Here is a 22785-nt window from a genome sequence, read left to right as displayed (position 1 = left end):
CATGGAAATCTATGTATTAAAATTTTCGGCTTGTTTACTGGTGTTTTGGTTAGTATATGTTCTTTTTTTAGAGCGACAAAACATGCATCATTTTAAACGTTTTTATCTATTATGCACATTAGCTCTAGCCATAATTATTCCAACACTCACAGTAACAGAATACATTGAGCCCATAATTACCAATTTAGAAACTGCTCCATTATTTATCCCATTAGAACCGTCTTTTGTTGAAATGCCAATTGAAGACACATCTTTTTTTAATCTTGAAACAATACTTTGGCTTGTTTATGGCATTGGTGTTTTATTATTTTCAATTCGATTTTTGATCAATCTCGTAAAAATGCAACGAAGAATTTCTAAGAATGAAAACATAGCCAAACGTTCTTTTATTTATGTTTTACTGCAAGAAAATCTAATTCCGCATTCATTCTTTAAATACATCTTTTTTAATAAAACCCGATACGAATCTCATAACATACCGAAAGAAGTAATGCTTCATGAAGAAACGCATGCCAAGCAATTGCATAGTTTAGATATTATTATTTTAGAGTTACTTCAAATTGCATTTTGGTTTCATCCCTTAATTTACATTTTGAAACATCATGTGAAACTCAATCACGAATTTTTAGCAGACCAAGCCGTTTTAATACATGGATCTGATGCTAAAACCTATCAGAATATCTTATTACAATTTTCATCAAACACTCAAAATCATCAATTATCGAGTGCCATCAATTATTCATCCATCAAAAAACGATTTACAGTTATGAAAACACAAACCTCAAAAACCAGAATTTGGCTAAGTACGTTACTAATATTACCAATTATTGCTATTCTTTTTTACAGTTTTGCTGAAAAGGAATATGTTGAAAAAGAAACAACAGATGTTGCTGATGCTATTAAAGAGGAATTAAAAGAAGTAGATGCTTATAAGCATCAGTATGTTGGAGACAATATTGTTGAAATTTATTTGGAAAAATTCAACCAATATGAAATTTTAAGAAATGATGAACCACATTATATCCACAAATCTGAATCAGAAAAAAATCAAATGGAAGATTTGTTCTCAGATTTAGGAGGTATATACTTTAGAATGTCTAAAGAGAATAAAGCAAACGTAAAGCGACCTATTTCACCTATTAAACCTTATGTTCAGATTACACTTAAAGATAAAACATACTACAAAAAGTATAAGGAGTTAACAGCTGAAGAAAAAGCCACTTTACCACCACCTCCACCTCCTACTAAAAACTCTCAATCTTACATTTCAATCCAAGAGAAACCTATAATGGTAATTCTAATAAATAGGAAAGGAGATTTATTAATAAATGACGAACAAGGATCAATTTCTGATATTGAATCTAAACTAAAAAAATTATCGAAATCTTTTGATAAATCTAGAGCAGTTTATGTTAAATACGAAGGCACAGAAGATTCTTATAAAGTTATCAAAGACGTTAAATCTTTAATTAAAAAGTACGACTTTAAAATGATTCATGCAGATGCATCTCAAATAGCACCTCCACCACCTCCTGTAAAACAACAAAAATCTAAAGGAGGACCAAACACAGAAGACACTCAAAGTATATACAACCCTACTTTTTTAGAATACATTAATGAAATGGAGAATGAAAGTGCATCTTTCTATTTAGATGGTGAAGAAATTTCTGCTAAAAAAGCAAAAGCTATTGCCACAAACCATGAGGGAAAGCGCACAGAAATGACTACTCAAAAGAATACGAAGGGTAAATATGTAGTTAAATTAACGAGCTACGAAAAAAGAAAAATATATGCTAGAAGTATTGAGTTGAAAATTTTAAATGATAATTCTTACTTAATAGATGGCAAAAAAGCAACGAAAAAGACATTTGTAGATGTATTTAATCAATTACATCAAGATATTACTTCTGAAATTCGAAATAATGTGATGAATATTCATGTGAGTTCGTCCAAAGAGATTTCAGACAAGGAAACTTGGTTTATTTATAATTCTCTTCAAGATTATGGGTTTTATCGCATTGTAACACCAAATCAAGAAATAAATAGAGCAAAAGGTAATACTCCTTTTGCAATTGAAAGCCATATTTCAACACAACAAAAAGCCACAAAAAAACAAGTTGCAGAATACAATGCTTGGGCTAAGAAAATTAATGTTGCTATAAAAAAAGCTAATGCAGACAAATCTTATGAGTATCCTATTATTAAACAGAAAGATGTAAAATACTATATAAATATCTATAAGAACTTAATGACAGATGAGCAACGAAAAAATGCAGAGCCTCTTCCACAGATTCCACCTCCACCTCCACCTCCACCTCCACCTCCACCAGCTCATAAAAAAGCAAAAGGAGATCCAATAGAAATAAATGGAGCCACCTATTATTTTATACAAAAAAATGGTAAAACGACCTATTACGATAGTTATGGAAAAGAAGTAGATATTAATAAAATTCCGCCTCCACCTCCAATTCCTAATAATGCTACTCCAGAGCAAAAAGCCAAAATGAAAAAAGCTTCAGATGCTTATATGAAAGCCAATCCGGATAAAGTTGGTAAAGCCACAATGGAAAATGGTGAAGAAATAGATGTTATTGAGGTTCCTAGCGACTTACAAGGCAGTGTAGAAATCAACGGAGAAACATTTTATTACACAACAAGTAATGGTAAAACAACATATTTTAACCGCTATGGCAAAGAGGTGAAGATGGATAATCTACCTCCACCACCGCCTGCTCCAGAATCTACTCTAGATTTTGTTATTAGAATGGCAAAAACCAATGCTAAATTCTTCAATGAAGGAAAATCTATTTCATCGGATAAAGCTATTGATTTACTGAAAAAGAATCCTAAACTTAATGTTAATGCCCAGAAAACAGAGACTAAGACTCCTTTAATTTATATTACAAAAAAACCAATACTTATTGGAGTTAAAGGAAACGATGGAGAGTCTATAAACAAAACATCAAAAAACATTTTACCTATGGCTAACGGTAAAACTATTAAATCAGGTAAAATATCCATGACAAGAGATGAGATTAAAGCTATAAAACTCACTACAGAAAATGGAAAAGTAACCGAATTTAAGTTCAAAATTCCTGGTAAACCAACCCTAACGATAAAGAGTAATACTCTAAATGTTGATGCTCTAAAAAATCTTAAAAGCGCAAAAAAGGATGATCACCTTGTGCTATTTGCTTTTAAAGATGGCTCAAAGTCAGACATAGCTCCTTTAGTTATTATAATCACTGATTAAATTTTAATAACATGCCTATTTAATAAGATTTATTGAATTCATATCGTTCTAAAATCATAACATAAATTAATCTAAGCCTCTAAATTCGAGGCTTTTTTTGATAAAACATGTAACAAAAAACATGTTTTAGCGTTCTAATAGTCAATCAATCAGCCTAAAATTAGGTCAATCAAAAAACGATCAATCATGTTAAAACAATTCTTCATCCTCTGCTCTGGGGCAGACACGGATATTTTAAACGACTGTTCCATAGGAGAACAAAACAAATACGCTGGCATAGGAGCTACCGTTTTCTTTACGGCTGTTATGGCAACTATTGCTTCCAGCTATGCACTTTACACTGTTTTCGATAATCTCTATTCTTCAATATTTTTTGGATTAATTTGGGGTTTACTTATTTTCAATTTAGATCGCTATATCGTTTCAACCATAAAAAAAAGAGATAATGTTATAGATGAAGTATTGCAAGCCACTCCGAGGATTATTCTTGCTGTAATTATTGCTGTAGTCATTTCTAAACCATTAGAGCTTAAAATTTTTGAAAAGGAAATTAATCAAGTTCTTTTAGAGCAAAAAAATGATCTCACTTTAGCCAATCAAAATCAAATTGCAGAACAATTTAATCCTAAGATTTCTGAACTCGAAAGTCAGATTGCAGGATTAAAATCTCAAGTAGATTTAAAAGAAACCGAGGTCAATGCATTGTACGACACCTACATTTCGGAAGCAGAAGGCACAGCTGGCACTAAACTATTAGGCAAAGGTCCTGTGTATAAAGAAAAACGAAACAAACACGATGCTGGCCTAACTGAACTCCAACAATTAAAAACCGATAATAAAGCTAAAATTGAAGCTATAGAAACTCAAATTGCAACGCTTCAAGGAGATTACACTACTAATGTTGCAGAAACACAACCTGTTATTGATAATTTTGATGGTTTAATGGCGCGTATTACCGCTTTAGGAAAATTACCGTGGTTACCTTCATTCTTTATTTTCCTCTTATTTCTAGCTATAGAAACGTCTCCTATAATTGCAAAATTATTATCTCCAAAAGGTGAGTTTGATTTTAAATTAGAAGACCAAGAAACTGCCATAAAAGCTTGGACAACACAACAAGTTGCGGAGCGTAAATTGCTTGTTAAAACTGATAATGATATCAATAACAAAGTTTACAATGAAATCGCTGATGAAGAAGAGGTTATGAATTACAAGCGCAAAAAAGCGAGAGAATTAATGCAACATCAAGCAGATGCCTTTTTGAAGAAGCAGAAAGGGATACTTTAAGCTTATGGAGATCTGTGACTAAATAAAACTCTTAGTTTAAAATTAAGTTCTTACTTTTAAGTTGAAATTATAATTTAACCTTATGAGACTTATTTATACTACAATGATTGCTTTATTATTTGTAAGCTGCATCAGTGTAAATGCAGATGTTACCACTGAGCAAAATAGCAAAACAACGTCTAGTGTTGCAGACGCCAAAGCAGGAATTCGATTAGTAATGGAAGCACAAGAAACTGCATGGAATAATCACGACTTAGAAGGTTTTATTCAAGGCTATTGGCAAAGTGATTCACTTAAATTTTATGGAAGTAATGGTCTTACCAAAGGATGGAAGCAAACATTAATCAATTACAAAAAAGGTTATCCTACAAAGGCAGAAAGTGGTACACTTAATTTTGTGATTAATGATGTTTCTAAAATTGAAGGAGACAATTATTGGGTAATGGGAGAATATCACCTAAAGCGCAAAGTTGGTGACGCTAATGGAGTGTTCATTATTATCTTTAAGAAGATAAATGGTGAATGGAAAATTGTTGCTGATATGTCTTGTTAAAATTACTTGAGAATTAAAAAAATAAAGTGTGTCCGAAACATCTATCTATCACCATAAATGAATTGGAAACACTTTATAATTTTCAAAAGTAAAGTATGTGTTAAGCGGCTACAATATTGCCTGTAGCAATATTAGTATCTCTAGATGTCTGCTTTGGTTCTTCCGATTTAAAATGCTGATATAATTCTTTGCAACCTAAACCAATAATAGATAATCGTTTCGATTTAGTTATAGATTCATTGTGCAGTTTAGCTAATGCCATTACACCTGCCCTATCTATAGCATTTACACGTTCTATATCTAATAACACCTCATCTAATTTATCAAAGATATTTGCAAAATGCGCATTAAATGTTTTAAGGTTTAACTTGTTTAAAGTTCCTTTAATTTGAAAGCGATTGTTGTAGTTTGTGATTTCTAAATCCATAATAAATAATGTTTAAGCGGTTCATACTAATTCAGGGCTATTAATCAGTAATATTTTTGCTATTATTTAGAGGGATAACCACAATATCGGGTTTATACTTGGGTCTTTCTTATAAAATCGACAAACCGTAATTTAGATTAGATTACTTGAAGTAGTCTGTTTATTTTTTCGATGAACGACACTAATATAAACAGATAGATTGTAGGAAAACAATTTAATAAATCACTTATAATTAAGCTTTTGGAGATGTGCTTTTATATCTACTGGCTTATGTATAACCACTTTAGATACCGGATATTTTTCTAGTAGATGAAAAGGCCTTATTGGTCGTTTTTCAAAACCACCTCCGCAATTAGGGCAAACTTCTTTTAATAATGTTACACAAGCCTTACAAAACGTGCATTCAAAAGTACAAATCATTGCTTCATTAGAATCATGAGGCAATGATTTGTTGCAATTTTCACATGTTGGTCTTATTTGTAACACAAATAGAAAATTTTGAAAATATGTTTTTTACTTTTACAGAATGAAATATAAGTACAAAATAATATTAATGGTGCTATTAGCAGGCATTACAATTTACGGTTTAGTTACCGAACAGTACTTATTTATGGTCTTTCTAATTCCTTTAAGCTTCGATTTTTTCAATAAGAAAAAATCAGATTAGGTTTTCTTTACGTACTCTGTAATGATAACAATTTGCTGACCATCTACTCTACCTTCAATATAGGTTTCGTTTTCGTGATCTAATCTTATATTTCTAACGGCTGTACCTTGTTTGGCTACCATGCTAGATCCTTTTACTTTTAGATCTTTAATTAAAACAACAGAATCACCATGTTCTAAAATCACACCATTAACATCTCTATGAATCAATTTGTTTTCATCATCTTCACCATCACCAGAAGCTTTAGCTAATTCTAAGATATCTTCTTCCATATACATCATACCCAACAAATCTTGTGTCCAGTCTGCTTTAATTCTGTTAAGCATTCTCCAAGCCATAATTTTTACTGCATCGTGCTCACTCCACATACTATCATTAAGACACCTCCAGTGATTAGGATCAATAGAGTCTGCATCGTTCATCTGTTCTGTACAGGTTTTACAAGCGTACAAAACTGTCTTTAATCCATTTTCTTTTATATCTGAAACTGCATATTCAGATAAGTTCTCTTCGCTTCCGCAAAGCTCACATTTAGAGCCACTGCGCTGTTGTAATTCTCTTTCTAATGACATAATAAATATTGTATTATGCAAATGTAAAATTAATTAAGACTTTAAGTCCTTTTTAAGAAATCCTTTTACAACTATAACACAAACTTGTCTATGAAAACTTCAAGTAGTTTTGATCCTTCGGAATTAAATGTTACCGAATCCGTATTTGCGGGTATTAAAATAGTCTCACCCATGGTTACCGTTTCTGTTACATTATCTATTGTAACTTCTGCACTACCTTCAACACACATAAATATGACAAACGAATCTAAATTTCTATAATCTCGTTTTTGATTTAATTTGACTTCAAAAATATTAGTTGTAAAATATTCACAATCAACTAAATTACTTGTTTTATCGGCTTCTAATTGGTAATTACTTTTTCCGGTTGAAGGAAAAGATTTGGTGGCTTTTATTGCAGCCTCTGTATGTAAATCTCTTTGATGACCGTTAACATCAGTTCTATCCCAATCATAAACACGATACGTAATGTCGCTCGTTTGTTGAATTTCGGCAGCTAAAACTCCTGCTCCTATTGCATGGATTTTTCCAGCTGGAATAAAATAGCTATCACCTTGTTTTACCTGTTCTGTATTGAATATATCATTAACGTTAGACGCATTAATATCTCCTAATACATTTTTATCTAAGTCATTATCTTTTAAGCCTAATACAATCTCCGCATCTTCATCACTATTCATTATGTACCACATTTCAGTTTTACCAAAGGAATTGTGATGTGCTTTTGCCATTTCATCATCTGGATGTACTTGCACAGATAAATTGGTTTTAGCATCTAAAAACTTAATTAATAACGGAAAATGCTCTCCAAAAGTGTCAATATTTTTTTTTCCTAAAAACTCACTTTTATGAGATTTTATAAGATCGTTTAAAGATTTCCCTTTGTAAAGTCCATTAGAAACCATTGAAATATTATCTTCCACACCAGAGATCTCCCAGCTTTCACCAATATTTTTTGAATCTGATTTTTTATTTAAAATATTAGAAAGCTTTTCTCCTCCCCAAATTTTCTCTTTTAGTATTGGTGCGAATTTTATTGGATATGCTTGCATGATTTTTTCTTTTTAAAGGTTTCTTTGATATTGAACATTGATGAAAGTGTTATTTTCTCTTATTTTTTTTAGATAATCTAGCAATGAGAATAAGCTTTGAAATAAGGTTTGTTTCTTTTTTAAAGTCTTGATTTTATAATTTAAAATAGCGTCTTGATTTTCGGTTATGACTTCAATTAAACCATTTAATCCATGGTATTTAATGTTTAACATATTAGTAGAAACATAACCTAAATGCTTTAAGTCAAACTCACTAAACATATATCTTGCTCCTGCTTTTACGGCAGCCATATCTGACTTAAATTTTCTAACATTAACTACCGAAACATTATCACATTCATCCTTTACATCCCTTAACAAACCATAGGTATTATCTTTACTATCATTATTTACAAGACACAATTCTAAATTTCGTGTCTGCTGAATTTGTTCAATAAAATAGTCAGTGTCCATTTCTTTTTCATTATTGTGAAAGATTATAATAATACCGGTTTTCATGATTTAGGGATTTAATAAAGGTTGTAATTAGGCTACTTTTAAGTTGTTTGAAACTGCTGCTTTTGTGTTTTGCTTTTTATTTCTATACACCCAAGCTATTTGACCTAATTGACCAACAATCTTTACGGAATCTTTCATAGATAATTTAGAACCATCAGCATGTATCCATCTTTTTAATGGTTGCTCACATAACATGGCTTTTGCTTTCTTTAACCCGAAGTGGATACTCATTCTTTTAAAGATTTCTACATCAAAAATCCATTGCGTTACAAACTTTTCGCCAAAGGCAATATCAATAACATCTTTATGGAAAATTTTTGCACCACATTGCGTGTCTTTAAAATCCATTTTTAAAATCTTTCTTATAATAAAGTTGATGGTTAAACTGATTATTTTTCGTGCAGATTCTTTAGTAATATTTGCTCCCATTCTAGAAATACGCGAACCACTTACAATTTTAAAATCTGAAGTTTCAATAGTTTTTACCAAATCATCAAAATCTGCTAAGTCTGTAGATAAATCGGCATCTAAAAATCCGATATAATCTAAATCTTCCTTTTTAGCCATGTGCAACATTCCTAAACGAACCGCTTCAGCTTTTCCTCCATTTTTTTCACAATCATATACTGTGATAAAATCTTCTCTTCCTTTTTGTAAGTCTTTTAAAACTTCTAAGGTTTTATCTTTACTTCCGTCATTTACAAAACACAAATGATAACCAGAATTCTTATCGATATAGCTAATAAACTCATCACTTAACAAACGTTCTTCTTCATTATAACAAGGAATAACAACACCAACACAACGTTCTTGAATCATTACATCACTTTTTGTAATGATATTTTTCGTTTCTGGCGTACCAATTAAGCGTTTTACACGAGCACTAATTTCGTTTAAGCTTAAAGGCTTTTTCATATAATCATCAATACCAAGTTCAAAAGCTTGAGTGATGGTATCATCTTTAGTATTACCTGAAAGAACCATTATTGGCGTTTCATCATTTTTAGTATTTCTGATATACTTTACCACTTCTAATCCTGACACTCCAGGCATGTTGATATCTACAATTACTAAATCTGGATTAAATGTATCATACAACTCTAATCCTTTAGAAGCATCGGTTTCTATTTTCACTTCGTAACCAAATTCTAATAATCTTTTCTCTAATGGAAGCAAAACTAATTGTTGGTCGTCGATGGCTAATATTTTCATAATAAATGATATTTTGTTTGTTATTTACAGGTCAAAAGTACTTGAGAAGAAGGCTCTAAAATTTAAATTTAGCCGAACCTATATTTTAGTGTAGACGAATGGTAGATTGCTATAGACAATTAAAAATAGAACCACTATCTAAATTATATATCTTTACCATATCAATATAGCTTAGGCTTTTAATGAAGGAAACCTCAAATAAATACTTAATATCTGCACTGCTTTTAGGATTAGCATTTCATGGTAGTTCCATATTTTTTACTTTGGAAACTACTTATGATGCCTTAATCCATTTATTCTTTGCAGACCACTATGCTAATAGTTGGTTTGAACCATGGAATTATGAGTGGTACACAGGTTTTACCGTACAGAGTTATCCACCTTTGGTACATCAATCTATAGGACTACTCTCTATGATTGGTGGCTTAAAGTTTGGGATGTTTAGTGTTGCACTAATAGCTATTGTACTTTTTATAACAGGAACGTATCGTTTCTCTTTATTAATGACAGGCAATAAAACCGTTGCAGGCTACGCCTCTCTATTAGCAGTATTTTCATCATCGTTTGTAGAAACCTTGCATATTTTTGGGCAATTACCAAGCATTGTTGGTGTCTCAGTATTAATGCATGCCTTACCAGAAATCTATCTTTGGTTAAAAACAGGCAAGAAATGGTATTTAGCAACTTCATTATCTCTAATTGCTGTGACCGTGACTTCGCATCATGTGACACCCATTTTTGGAATGGTCTTTTTCATCTTTCCTTTAATAGGTATGGTAATTATGGATGTTTCTAGAGAGCAGGTGAACTCAATGAAAGAAGTGAATTTTAAACTATTTCTGAATACTTTTTTCAAGCTCTTTAAACGTATTGTGAGCTTTGGGATGTTATCTCTAGTTTTAATTATAGGTTGCATTTTTCCATATTGGTTAAACTCTAAAGCCAACCCAATTACTCAGGTTCCAATTCCACATGGTTCTAGAGATAATTTTTTAGAAATCACATCTTCCGGATTAGTTTTCTTTCTTATTCCTTGGGGAATCTTATTGGTATTGCTACCATATATATTTTACAGATACTATAGCAAACGTTATTTGTTTTTTGGTTTATCGGTTACTATTTGTACCATTTTAGGAACAGGAGGCACAACCTCTATTCCATTAAAAATGTTAGGTGAAACCGCATTTAACATTCTAACGCTAGACCGTTTTACGCTTTGGGCTTCTATCTTATCCATTCCGTTAATGGGAGAATTTGCCTATCGTTTTGTAGAAGGCGATTTAAAAAAATTAATCCAAGAGAAGTTCGGAGCAGTTTACCACAGAATTATTGGCGGCATTTTAGCTGGCTTAATGGTGTTTATGGTCGTATTTACCATGAGTTTAAATTACTTTAGACCATCGCAACCACAGAAAATAAAGATGTTGCCTATTGTGAATTTCTTAAATCAAGATGACCACGATAAATGGCGATTTTTAACTTTAGGTTTTGGTGACCAAATGGCTTGGTTGAGTGCTCAAACCAATGCTATGACTGTAGATGGAAATTACCATTCTGCAAGGCGATTACCAGAATTAACTACACGACCAATTGAGCGATTAGAAAATTCTAAATTTAAAGGTGTTGCAGGTATTGGTTCACTTCAGCAATTTTTAACCACACCAGAAAAATACAACCTCAAATACATTTTTTCTAACGACAAGTTTTACGACCCTATCCTCTACTTCTGTGGTTGGCAACGTTTGCGACAATTAGAAAACGGCATTATGGTTTGGGAACGTCTCAATATTCCACCTGTTTCATCCATTTTACCTAAAGAAGATGTTGCTAAATGGCTAAAGATTCATTGGGGAATTGTGCCATTTTTAACCGTTCTGATTGCGTTTATTTTAAACATACAAATGCTTTGGGTTAACATGCTGAAAACACGCATTAAACCACTTCCAGACTTTTTAAACTTTTCTGTTTCCTATAAAAAATTTAATAAAACGGTATTACGAATCACACACATATGGTCGCTAATTTTAGCCATCATTGTGTTTTATGGTATTTATTTATTCTATTTAAAAAACGACTCACAACGTAGTCCAGAAAATGCCATAATTGCGTATTATGATGCTCTAGATTTTAAAGAGTTTGAAAAAGCACATAGTTTAATCGACCCAAACAATACCATTCCTATTGCGCAATACATGTTAGAAATTTCTGTGACGGATGGACTCTTAAGTAGCTATGCTAAAATGGATGCCATAGAAACCGAAATTACAAAACATAACGATAGTACGGTCTCTGCAAAAGTGATAAGCCAATGGATTACACCTTTAGAAAAAATTGAAAAAGTTGACTATAAAACGTTATCCAAACGTAAAGGAAAATGGTATTTACACCCAGACGATTTAAAAAACGATTTGCCGCCAGACCAATTATATTCAGACAATACAACACAGTATTTTAACCAAGGAAGACGACGTATTACTACCGAACAAACCCATCACGAAGACATTTTAAAACAACCCGTTTTAGAGGTCGTTTCAGCAAAATTGGTACAATATGATGGTAGCTATGCTATTATTGGTGAAGTGCAAAATATAGATAATGTACCTGCAGATGTTATTTTAAAAGGAACACTATATAACGATGACAATAAGGAACTAGCAACATATAATGCTAAGTATCACGTGAAGCACAAATTGATGCCTAAAGAATCTAGTAGTTTCCGAATTAATTTTGAAGGTATCGCTTGGTCTAGAACCCAAGATTCTATTCCAGATACATTTAATCCAGATGAATTTACACCTATTGAATTTGAAGAACAACCTACTAAATTCAACTTACAGGTAGCAGGAAATGTCTCTGGCTCTGATTTGTATAAAAACGTAGTTTTAAGCGATATCAATATAAAGAAAGAAACCATGAATGGCAATCTTTTTAATAGTGGCATCCAGGAAATAACCATACCTCAACTATTAATAACGTATTACGACGAAAACAAAAACATGGTTTGGGTAGACCATTTATTTGTAAAAGCTGGCGTTAGACAACAACGTAAGCAAAATTTTGAATACACTATATTAAAAGATGGTAAAGTGAAAATCATTAACGATAGCATGAAAAACATTTTTGTTAATGGTTTACCTAACGAAGATATAGCGAATAAAATAGTACCAAATAGAATATTAAATCATACCAATGCGCAATTACAAGCTATTGACCATCCTGATTTTAGTTATATTAAAATAGAAATTAACACGTATATCGGAAGTCCTAATTAATGATATTAAAACGTACATATTTACTTCTTTTAGGTTTGATTTTATTATCATCATTTGCAGTTGTACAACAAAATGAAACGCTAAATAAAATTGAATTACTAACCACACAAACTGAGTTTGAAGTTGGCAGTAGCATTATTTTAAAATTTTCGACTTCTAAAAAGGAACAACCTTTATTATATTGCTCTAACAGTTATGGTTCTACCGTAATTTCTTCAACATTAAAAAACAATATTCTAGAATTTTATATTCCTGAAAACATTACCAAAAAAATAGGTGTCGTAAATTGGAAATTGTTAAATGAAACCAATCCGCTTTCGGGTCAATTAAACATCAACCCAAAAGCAGAAGTGGCAACGTTAGAAACCTATATTGGTCCACCAAGTATTGAAGCTGGCGAAACAGATTACACCATGTTAGTTGTAATTCCAACAGATTCATTAGACAATCCTGTACCCACAAACACCTTAGTAAATGCCAAGCATCAATTTTTAACTTCAGAAGAAACGGATGATATTTTCACTAAAAACTTAATCGCATATAGAAATATCTATTCTAAAAAAGAAAGTGGACGCATGTTAGTCTCTTCAGAAAGTATTGGTATTAATTCTAAAGAATTCACCATTAATGTCATGCCTGCAATCCCAACAGATTTCAAAATTTCTGCAACCAGACCACATGATTATGCAGATGGAAATCAGATAACCACATTTACCACTTCAATTATAAAAGACAAGCAAAACAATGTAGTCAGTGATGGCACTTTTGTGACGTTTTTTATAAAAAACAAAAATCAAAATATTTTAAAAACCACAGGTACAACTATTGATGGCATTGCAACTTCAAAAATGATTCATCCAGATTATGAAGATAATTGGAACGTTAAAGCCTATGTAGATGGCATGTCTGAGAGTAATAGTATTTCAGTGGATTACAAACAAGTTATTAAAGATTTTGATGTTGCCTTTTCTGAAAAAAACAGGTTGATAACCGTTGGACCATTACAAAGCTTTATGCAACAAATGATTCCGGATGGATTGCATGTAAAACTTCATATTTACAAAAATAATTCGCGTATTGAAACATTAACCAAAACCTCATTTAATGGTTATGTTAATTTCAAATTAAAGTCCGCTATTTACAACCATGGCAACTATGATTTTACCATTGAAACTGCCGGAATATCAAAAGAATTTAAAACAAAAAAACTATGGTAGGTCTTAGCAAAAACATAACGCGTACCATATTAATTGCCTCATATATTATGATTGTAGCCCTAATCATTTCTGGTGTAAGCGCATTATTTAGTTATCTAAATACAGGTGCAGACCGAAGCACCATGTTGCACACCGAAATTCAGAAAGTAGAACAATATTTACCAAAAGTTAGTTGGGAACCTTTAAAAAACGAAGGCCGACCAATGGATAACCAAACTTTAAACGCTTTACAAAGCGATTATTTAGATGCTTGGTATGTAAAACAAATTGCATATAACACCAATAAAACCGCAGGTATTAAAGATTACTACACCGACAGTGCTAGAGAAAATTTATATAGTTTTATTGAATTAAATAAAGCTGAAAATATAACTATTGAAGCAACCACACTTAAGCACAATCCTACTTTAGAGTTTTTTAGTCAAGATGGACAGTTAGCTGTTATTACAGACCGAAATGTTATAGAATACAAACGTGTTTTTAAAGCTGAAAAATTAGTTTTAGAAACTACGGAAACCTCTAACTACAAAATCGTATTTTTATTAGAAGATGGGTTTTGGCGTATTAGGCATATGGTTAAGGAAGACGCTGATATTTATGATAATAAGACCGAACCAATTTCAGTAGACAATTTAAATATAAAAGGCATTAACTACTATCCACAAGCCAATCCTTGGAATATGTTTGGAGATGAATTTTCCGTGGATACCATTTCTAAAGACTTTAAAATTATTAAAGATGCCGGTTTAAATTCGGTACGACTGTTTGTGCAATATGAAGACTTTGGAAAAGAACATGTAAATCCTAAAAAACTAGAGAAGCTTAAACAGACTTTAGATGCAGCAGATGCTCATAATTTAAAAGTTGTTTTAACGTTATTTGATTTTTATGGCGATTATTCAGTAATGAGTTGGACGTTAAATCAACGACACGCAGAAGCCATAGTTGAAGCTGTAAAAGACCATAACGCACTCTTAGCTTGGGATATTAAAAACGAACCGAATTTAGATTTTGAATCTAGACAAAAAGCCGTTGTGATTGCTTGGTTAGATAATATGATTGATTTAGTGAAATCAGTAGACAATGTGCATCCTGTTACCATTGGATGGTCTAACACACAAAGTGCTTCAATTTTAAAAGACAAAGTAGATTTTATATCGTTTCATTATTACGAAGATTTAGAAAAACTAGATGCTGCTATAAAAACAATGAAAACCGAAATACCTAACAAACCTCTAGTACTTCAGGAATTTGGATTGTCTTCATATTCTGGTTTTTGGAAACCTTTAGGCTCATCTGATGAAGACCAAGCCAATTATCACAAAAAAATCCAAGAACAAATTGCAGCTAATAATTTGCAATTTATGTCTTGGACCTTATATGATTTTACGGATGTGCCAACAGATGTTGTAGGTAGTCGTCCTTGGCGTCGTAATACCCAAAAACGTTTTGGGTTTATTGATAATAATGGGGCAAAAAAGGCGTCGTTTAAATACATTTCTAATTAATGTATTTTAAATTAAGTCTGCATTGAAGAATCTCTTGTTAAGCTTAACGCTATCTATTAAAGATTCTTCAGTTCTGCATGCTTATAAATTACAATCAGAATTTAGGTTATTCTAATTGTTAGTAGGTTTTGTAATTAATTGGGGCAAAAAAGGGTGATTTCGATTACACATCTAAGTAGTAACATTAATTAAGATCTTTGTAGGTTGACCTGTACTAATTAGTTAAATATGATAGTGTACATTATGATGACAACACGGCACTATGAGTAGTTTTTTTTTCTATAATTTTATTGAATTGCTCTAAGTACATATCTGCAATTTGCGACATTGGGTGTGCTGTTGCAGCTTTATAATTGGCTCTAGCAAGGAATAATCTATAAGATTCATTTGTAACAATTCCTTCTATAGCGTTGGCTAAACTTTCTACACTTGTTGGATCAAAAAATTCTCCTTTGTAGCCTTCATCTTGAATTAACAATGCTAAGTCGCCTAGATCTGGCATCACTACGGCTTTACCATAACTACCAGCTTGATGTAAAACTCCTGAACTTCCGGTTGTAGATGTATACGGAAAAACAACCACTGCACTTTCATTAAATAGTTTTGGCACTTCACTTTCTTCTACATAACCTGTAAATCTTACATTAGGTACATGCTTATAATCTTCTTGCACTTTTGCTAAATAACCTGGTACATTTGGGTTATCTGTTCCTGCAATTACAACTTCTAAATCTAAACCTGTTTTAGCTCTCACTAATTCTACAGCTTCAATCATTCCTTCTACTTTTTTGTAGGTTCCAAATTTTCCGAAAGTCATAATTTGCAGTGGACCTTCTGGAAGTGTATAATCTGGTTCGTCTAAAATTTCAAACGTTCCATGAGGGATTAATTCTACATTCGGTGACAGATATTTTAATTCTAAAATATTCACATACTTTTGCATAGTTACTGCAACGACATCGGCTTTTAAAATAAGCTTTGTTAAGCTCGTTCCTATAAACCCGTAGATATTCTGCATTACTTTGTTAGATGTAAAACCTGCACTTCCTAAATCAACTTCTTCAAGTATGTTGTGAAGTAAAACGATGTTAGGGATCTTCTTTAATTTACAAACCAATGGCAACATTAAGCCTAATGCTGCTGCAATTTTCTTATCTCCAAACTTCATAAACTGTAAGTTGAACAATACAGCGTCTGGTTGTGTTTTATTAATCGCTTTAGTTACTGAAAACAAGTTTTTATAGCTATTAAAAGACCAACATTCTTTTACTGTAATCTTACAACCGAATTCTTTAAATTCAATATCCTTCTCTCCTTCAGTTCTATCGGTTAATAAAACGAGTTCTGTTATCTCTTCCTTTTGTCTAAACTGTTTTACCAAATGGTAAGCATACTCATTTAAAGTGACTTTACTCGGTGGATATGCCGTTACTATTGCTAGTTTCATAATCTTACTTTTTTTTAGGTTTTAATTAATTACACTGCAAATTTGGGGTTTTAATTGGCTGATTTTTGAGAGTTTCGATAGGACGACTTTTACTGTAGATGAATGGAATTAAACCTTAGATAAAGCTTTTCTAAGTTCAGTTATTTTAAGTCAAAAAAACACTTAACGATATGATTAGCAATAGGATTATAACTGTGATTTGGATATCGTTTTGTTATTAGTGCTAATTAATAGACTAATAATTGGAAGGAGATTTACACACAATAATTTAGAAGAATGAAGAATAGATGAATCTGATTTTGAGATTTAATCTTAAATTGGTTTTCGATTCAATTCTGAAATAATTGAGATTCTTCGCTTTGCTCTGAAGGGCAAAACTATTTTGAATAATATATTAATTGCTAATGACAAGTGCGCGCTGTCATTCAGTGCGAATAATGACCGAAGAATCAATATAAATGAAAACTGAATTATCTTTTACTTCTTCTTAGAATCAAAAACAAAGAATGATAATTGAATCACTAAAAGTAAAAGCATGGCTACAATTTGCATGTGTACTACTTGCTCTAAACTATCGTGAAAAAAGATAACCAATACCATTTGTAGCATCCCAAAGACACCAGAAATAATAACTGGCACATACTTATCTAAAGACAAATAGTAATAAGCAAAGATGTTAGAAATGGCAAACATAGAAGTTGCAATGGCGTATTTCCATAGTAAAGGTGCCATAGCAATGTATTGTTCTCCAAAAAGTATATTAATAATCAATTCTGGAAAAGCTAAACATGTAAACACAATCACAATAGATATTGCTGCGATATAACCAACATACTTAAATAACACTGAAGCTGTTTCCTTACCTTCCTTTTTAAGTTCTACCACAGCTGGTAATAACAACATTACAAACATCCAGGCAATGAAATAAACAATTCTGCCAATTAATGCTAATGACGCATATAAACCTGCTTCGTATGACTCAAAATAATGTTTTACCAATAAGATGTCACTGTTATTAATAATAATCTGAGTAAGCTCGTAAAAAGCTGTCAGTAAAAAGAAGTTTTTAATTTGCTTACTATACTTAGCATCTAAAGCTGCTGGTTTTTTAAAACTGATTTGTTTCATCTTAAAAGGAAACAACCCAAATACAAACGATAGTAAAATCCCAATTGCAATAACTGCTGAAGACTGAATATCTAATAAAAGTATTAAGCCTAAGGTAATCACCAATCGACTTAACATTTCTCCTTGATAGGTTATCGATAAAGATTTAAAAGCTTTTTTACCTTGAAACGCTCCTCTGTTTACACTCATTAAAAAGTAAAGTGGCACTCCACAACCAAAAATGATAAACATGGTTGAAGACGATGTATTAAACAATGCTTGTAATTGTGAAGCGAATGCTATAATTAGAATGCCTAATCCTATTCCAACGGCAAAAGCTTGTTGGTATACTCTGGCTATAAAATTCTTAAACAATTCGTTCTCAAATAACACTGAGAATTTTGCCGTTACTAACTGAAACGTCATAGCAACAAATGACAATACTAATAAAAATGTAATTAGTACTGCAGCATCAGCAAAAGCCGTTGGCCCTAAAAGACGACCTAAAATTAGGTTGTACAAATAGTTTCCTCCGTTTACAGCCAACACGCTGACCATAAATAATTGTTCTGGCGTTAACTTTCTATATTTGATTGCTGTTAATAATTGCATGATGTTTTGTTTTAATTTTTACTGTATAGTATTATGCGGCAACTTTAATACTTCTTATGCTTTCAAAAATGCTTTGTGAAACGTTTCCTATTATTAGAAAACCTCTATCAAAGTTTAAAGCATTGTTATACAAAACTCTAATTGCATTGATTCCGTCTTCATCAATTTCGTTGATGTTTTCAATATCTATAGTGAGGTCTCCAGATACATTTAAAATATTTTCAAAATGTGTTTGAAAGTGTTTTGCAGTAGTTGCATTAATTGATCCTGCTACTGAAAATAAACCGTGATGTTCTTTAATTGTAAGTGCCATAATTTTGTTATTTTTTAATGGTTATTTGTTTAATTCTGACGCAAATATCAAGCGTATTTCCATGTATGTGCTTTCTATTTCGACGGATGGTAAGTTGGTGTAGATGAATGGAGGACTAATGCTCCGTAACTTGCAGTAAGCAAAATGAAACAGATATGAACACTTTGAAATCACTTATTAATATTAGCTTTTTCTTAATCGTTTTTAGTATTACAGCTCAAGACATGAAAGAAGGTTTTACTTATTTAGAAACCGGAAAGTATGCACAAGCAGAAACGTTTTTTAATACCATATTAAAAGATCACCCTAATAATAAGACGGCACGTTTGTGTTATGGTCGTGCCATTGGACTGAATGGAAAGGCAGCAGAAGCAAACGTATTGTTTACAGGTTTACTTGCAGACTATCCAAATGATTTTGAAGTAAAACTAAATTATGGAGAGTCTTTATTATGGAATAGCAATTTTAAAGATGCTAAAGTTTACTATAAAGGATTAGTCACAGAAAACCCTAAGAGTTTTGCTGCTTTATTAGGTTTTGCAAACACACTGTCTAATTTAAAAGAATATGAGGATGCTTTAATTATGGTAAATAAAGCTTTAGACGTTTCACCAGGAAACCCAAATGCTATGGTTTCTAAAAAATACATCTATTTAGGATATGCCTACCAAAATCAACAAGCTCAAAATTATGATAAAGCAGAATTGCTCTTAACTAAAAACCTTGAGTTATATGGTGACGATAAAGACACCTTATTAAACTTAGCTAATTTGTACTTAATTTGGAATAAACTAGATAGCGCAAAAGCAATGTACAATAGGTTAGCAGAACAACCAGAGCATAAAATTATTGCTCTAAATGGTTTAGCTTTAGTTGAACATCTTAATGGAAAAGAAAAGACAGCTTTAAGTATTAGTAAAGAAGCTTATAATAGTCTTAATGAAAACACAGACAAAAACATCTCCAAACAAACTACTGAACGTTATGCGCAAGCTCTAATATGGAATAAAAAATATAAAGCTGCCAAAAATCTCATTGACACTTTAATTATTGAAAATCCAAACAAAAACTGGGTATTAGCTTTACGTGCTACTTTAAATATCTATAAGAGTAATTTTAAAAAGAGTTTAACGGATTACAACCAGATATTAGAAAACGATAGCACCTCTTTTGATGGTAACCTAGGAAAAGCAAACGTATTGAAAGCGCTTGGGTATACTGATGAAGCATACACCTCAGCAGAGAACACTTTAAAATTTTACGACAAGCAAAAAGATGCGACTAATTTTATTAACCAATTAAACAACAGTTTCGCTCCTACTTTAGAATCTAATGCTGCACATACCTTTGATAATGGTGACAACAAAGCCTTTTCATTTAACAGCAATGTGATATTTCCATTATCAACTAAGTTTGCTTTATTAGGAAACTACAATTACAGAACCACAAATAATACAGTTACAGATAATAGTGCAACCTCAAATAACCTTTCTCTAGGTTTATCCTATAAATTTATACCAAGTATAACATTTAAAGGAACTGCAGGTATGACTTCTGCTAAAGCTGAATCTGATGATTACACACAACTCTTAACAGATCTTTCATTTAATATTAAATCTTTTAAACTACAAACTTTGGATATTGGCTACAAAAGACAAATTGAAAGTTTTAATGCCGATTTATTAGACCGAGAATTAGTGCAAAATAATTATTATGCTAATTACAATTTAGGTACTAACTTTAACTTAGGTTGGTTTACACAATTGATGCACACCTCTCAAAATGATGGCAATAAAAGGAACTTATTATTTACATCATTATATTATAATATTTTACCAAAACCATCTGTTAAGGTTGGTTTTAATTACCAATATATTACATTTAAAGATCAGTTACCAACGGTTTATTTTAGTCCAGAAAAGTTTAATGCCTATGAGGTATTTATAAACTTAATTAAAGATGAAGCTGCCGCGAAACCTAAAGAATGGTTTTACAATGCTACTGCTGCTTTTGGTTATCAATATATTGAGGACGATCCTAAAATAACTGCATACAGAATACAAGGTGCTTTTGGATACAAATTCTCAGAGCGTAGTTTATTAAACGTTTATGGTACACGAAGTAATATTGCTTCTGCAACAGCTTCAGGATTTACATTTACTGAAATTGGGTTGCGTTTTAAATGGCAGTTTATGAAAAAGGCGATTTTTAGAAAGTAGATTGAACTTTCTATAAAAGAAAAAACACAAGCCAATAGCTTGTGTTTTTTTATACTTTAAATTAAACAAATTTACTTATTAAGCTCTTGCTGCTTTTACAGGACAACCTATAGCTTTAGTTAAATTTGGACTTGGTTTTTCGCCTGCTTCTAATGCTTTAATAGCTTCTTCCACATACTTCACTTTTACGTCTTCTGGAGATTTAGAATTATCATCAATTGCTCCAATATATTGCACTTTGCGCTCTTTATCTAATAAAAACACATGAGGAGTTCTAACCGCACCATACTGTGGATATATTTTTTGTCCTTCATCTACTAAATAAGCAAAAGGAAATCCTTTCTCTTTCGCTCTAGCTTGCATTGCTGCATAACCTTCCTTTTCGTTTTCTGGACTATTAGGATTGATTGCAATTACCGAATACCCTTGTGGTGCATAAGTATTATGTAGTTCAATTAAACGGTCTTCATATAACTTTGAAAAAGGACATTCATTACATGTAAATGTTACAATGTACCCTTTAGCATTTTCTATACTAGCTAAAGACACCATAGAACCATCAACATTTTTAAGATTAAAATCGGTAGCTACTTCTCCAATTTTATAACCTCCAATTTCTTCTAAGGTTTTTGTTTGTTCTGGACTTCCTCCTTTTGGTGGTCCCTTTCTGTCTCCTCCATGTGGAGGACCTTTACGATCACCTTCATGATGCTTACCTTCTGGTCCATGTTTATGATTTTCTTGCCCTATAGCTGTATCTTGATTATTCCCTTTGTCTTTACATCCTACTAATACAACTGCTGACAATGCAATCATAGATAATGCTATTCTTACTCTTTTCATTTTAATTTATTTTTTAATGGTTTTATTTACTTGGTTCTCTAAATCTTCTAAATTCTCAAATGAACGCTCATAAAAAGCGCGTTCTTTATTATTAAATATGATTGTAAAAGGAATGGCTCCAGACCAATTTGGATCTATTTTATCTATCCAAGTATTTGAGTCTGGATCATCTAATAAAACGACTTTAGATGTTATGCCGTTTTGTTTTAAAAATGGTTTTAACTTGGTTTCAATTTCTTTTGGAAAATCCATACTTACCAAAAGGATTTCGTCCTCTGGATGCTTTTTAGCATAAGCCTCAATATAAGGTAACTCTTTAACACATGGCGCACACCACATTGCCCAAAAGTTAACAATATAAGTTTTATCGGTGTCTGTATATAAAAGAGGTTCTATAGTTTCAAAATCGTAGACATCAATAGTTTTATTAATGTTACTTAATTCTGTTGTCTCTTTTTTGTCATTTTTACAACTAAAACAAAAACATACTATTAGAAGTATGTAAAATTGCTGATGTATTTTTTGCTTTAAAACTTTAGTTTTTTGCACAGTTTAAATCTATAAGTCTATTAGACTTATTAAATTTTAAAAGGTTTAATTTCAGTTTCATTTTTATAAGAAATGTATCTATTTTTTTTGATAATGATTTTCAATACACAAAACCATAACAAACAAGAATAGGCAAAAGCTTTCGCTTTTGCCTATTACTATAAGGAATTAATTTAG

Annotated in this window: 18 protein-coding genes; 7 read left to right on the top strand and 11 right to left on the bottom strand. The window is 31.7% G+C overall.

Annotated features, from left to right (window positions below; genetic code table 11):
- The first annotated feature begins 1 nt into the window (after window position 1).
- The 3 genes from DFQ10_RS02590 to DFQ10_RS02580 all read left to right on the top strand — a co-directional run bounded on the left by DFQ10_RS02590 (window position 2) and on the right by DFQ10_RS02580 (window position 5093).
- Complete coding sequence (locus tag DFQ10_RS02590) at window positions 2-3253, top strand: M56 family metallopeptidase (RefSeq protein ID WP_115815868.1); 3252 nt, start codon at window positions 2-4, stop codon at window positions 3251-3253.
- A gap of 186 nt (window positions 3254-3439) precedes the next feature.
- Window positions 3440-4540, top strand: a complete 1101-nt coding sequence (locus tag DFQ10_RS02585) for a DUF4407 domain-containing protein (RefSeq protein ID WP_115815867.1) — start codon at window positions 3440-3442, stop codon at window positions 4538-4540.
- An 82-nt stretch (window positions 4541-4622) separates the two neighbouring features.
- Window positions 4623-5093 carry a YybH family protein gene (locus DFQ10_RS02580; protein WP_115815866.1) on the top strand — a complete coding sequence of 157 codons (471 nt, stop codon included), beginning with the start codon at window positions 4623-4625 and terminating at the stop codon, window positions 5091-5093.
- Between the two features lie 100 nt (window positions 5094-5193).
- Here the strand turns inward: DFQ10_RS02580 and DFQ10_RS02575 are convergent, their stop codons facing one another.
- The 6 genes from DFQ10_RS02575 to DFQ10_RS02550 all read right to left on the bottom strand — a co-directional run bounded on the left by DFQ10_RS02575 (window position 5194) and on the right by DFQ10_RS02550 (window position 9521).
- Window positions 5194-5520, bottom strand: a complete 327-nt coding sequence (locus tag DFQ10_RS02575; RefSeq protein ID WP_115815865.1) for a hypothetical protein — start codon at window positions 5518-5520, stop codon at window positions 5194-5196.
- A 222-nt stretch (window positions 5521-5742) separates the two neighbouring features.
- Complete coding sequence (locus DFQ10_RS02570) at window positions 5743-6006, bottom strand: DUF1272 domain-containing protein (protein ID WP_115815864.1); 264 nt, start codon at window positions 6004-6006, stop codon at window positions 5743-5745.
- 177 nt (window positions 6007-6183) lie between these two features.
- On the bottom strand, window positions 6184-6759 hold the full coding sequence (locus tag DFQ10_RS02565; protein WP_115815863.1) for a PhnA domain-containing protein: 576 nt from the start codon (window positions 6757-6759) through the stop codon (window positions 6184-6186).
- Window positions 6760-6830: 71 nt separating this feature from the next.
- Window positions 6831-7811: a type I phosphomannose isomerase catalytic subunit gene (locus tag DFQ10_RS02560; protein WP_115815862.1), complete on the bottom strand. Its 981-nt coding sequence runs from the start codon at window positions 7809-7811 to the stop codon at window positions 6831-6833.
- Window positions 7812-7823: 12 nt separating this feature from the next.
- A complete protein-coding gene (locus DFQ10_RS02555) occupies window positions 7824-8309 on the bottom strand; it encodes a glycosyltransferase family protein (RefSeq protein ID WP_115815861.1) in 486 nt (161 codons plus the stop codon).
- Window positions 8310-8336: 27 nt separating this feature from the next.
- Window positions 8337-9521 carry a response regulator gene (locus DFQ10_RS02550; RefSeq protein WP_115815860.1) on the bottom strand — a complete coding sequence of 395 codons (1185 nt, stop codon included), beginning with the start codon at window positions 9519-9521 and terminating at the stop codon, window positions 8337-8339.
- A 182-nt stretch (window positions 9522-9703) separates the two neighbouring features.
- Between DFQ10_RS02550 and DFQ10_RS02545 the strand changes: the two genes are divergently transcribed.
- Genes DFQ10_RS02545 through DFQ10_RS02535 form a run of 3 tightly spaced genes read left to right on the top strand, consistent with a single transcriptional unit; the run spans window position 9704 to window position 15518 of the window.
- Window positions 9704-12793, top strand: coding sequence for a hypothetical protein (locus DFQ10_RS02545; RefSeq protein ID WP_115815859.1), 3090 nt, complete (start codon window positions 9704-9706; stop codon window positions 12791-12793).
- The gene (locus tag DFQ10_RS02540; protein ID WP_115815858.1) at window positions 12793-14010 is read left to right on the top strand and encodes a hypothetical protein; all 1218 of its coding nucleotides are present in this window, start codon (window positions 12793-12795) and stop codon (window positions 14008-14010) included. The genes DFQ10_RS02545 and DFQ10_RS02540 overlap by 1 nt, the downstream gene beginning before the upstream one ends.
- The gene (locus DFQ10_RS02535; protein WP_115815857.1) at window positions 14004-15518 is read left to right on the top strand and encodes a glycoside hydrolase family 2 TIM barrel-domain containing protein; all 1515 of its coding nucleotides are present in this window, start codon (window positions 14004-14006) and stop codon (window positions 15516-15518) included. The genes DFQ10_RS02540 and DFQ10_RS02535 overlap by 7 nt, the downstream gene beginning before the upstream one ends.
- Before the next feature lie 241 nt (window positions 15519-15759).
- Here DFQ10_RS02535 and DFQ10_RS02530 read toward each other — a convergent pair whose 3' ends face one another.
- The 3 genes from DFQ10_RS02530 to DFQ10_RS02520 form a co-directional block, all read right to left on the bottom strand.
- The gene (locus tag DFQ10_RS02530) at window positions 15760-16965 is read right to left on the bottom strand and encodes a glycosyltransferase (RefSeq protein WP_115815856.1); all 1206 of its coding nucleotides are present in this window, start codon (window positions 16963-16965) and stop codon (window positions 15760-15762) included.
- A 477-nt stretch (window positions 16966-17442) separates the two neighbouring features.
- Window positions 17443-18684, bottom strand: coding sequence for an oligosaccharide flippase family protein (locus tag DFQ10_RS02525; protein ID WP_115815855.1), 1242 nt, complete (start codon window positions 18682-18684; stop codon window positions 17443-17445).
- A 31-nt stretch (window positions 18685-18715) separates the two neighbouring features.
- On the bottom strand, window positions 18716-18997 hold the full coding sequence (locus DFQ10_RS02520) for an STAS domain-containing protein (protein ID WP_115815854.1): 282 nt from the start codon (window positions 18995-18997) through the stop codon (window positions 18716-18718).
- 155 nt (window positions 18998-19152) lie between these two features.
- Between DFQ10_RS02520 and DFQ10_RS02515 the strand changes: the two genes are divergently transcribed.
- The gene (locus DFQ10_RS02515; protein WP_115815853.1) at window positions 19153-21216 is read left to right on the top strand and encodes a tetratricopeptide repeat protein; all 2064 of its coding nucleotides are present in this window, start codon (window positions 19153-19155) and stop codon (window positions 21214-21216) included.
- A gap of 78 nt (window positions 21217-21294) precedes the next feature.
- Here the strand turns inward: DFQ10_RS02515 and DFQ10_RS02510 are convergent, their stop codons facing one another.
- Window positions 21295-22059, bottom strand: a complete 765-nt coding sequence (locus tag DFQ10_RS02510) for a thioredoxin family protein (protein WP_245940591.1) — start codon at window positions 22057-22059, stop codon at window positions 21295-21297.
- Window positions 22060-22065: 6 nt separating this feature from the next.
- Window positions 22066-22608, bottom strand: coding sequence for a TlpA disulfide reductase family protein (locus tag DFQ10_RS02505; protein ID WP_245940588.1), 543 nt, complete (start codon window positions 22606-22608; stop codon window positions 22066-22068).
- Between the last annotated feature and the right edge of the window lie 177 nt (window positions 22609-22785).

This window comes from Winogradskyella eximia (assembly GCF_003386165.1).
GTDB lineage: Bacteria > Bacteroidota > Bacteroidia > Flavobacteriales > Flavobacteriaceae > Winogradskyella > Winogradskyella eximia.
Note: the sequence above shows the minus strand (reverse complement) of the source record. Positions and strands in the feature narration are given on the sequence as shown.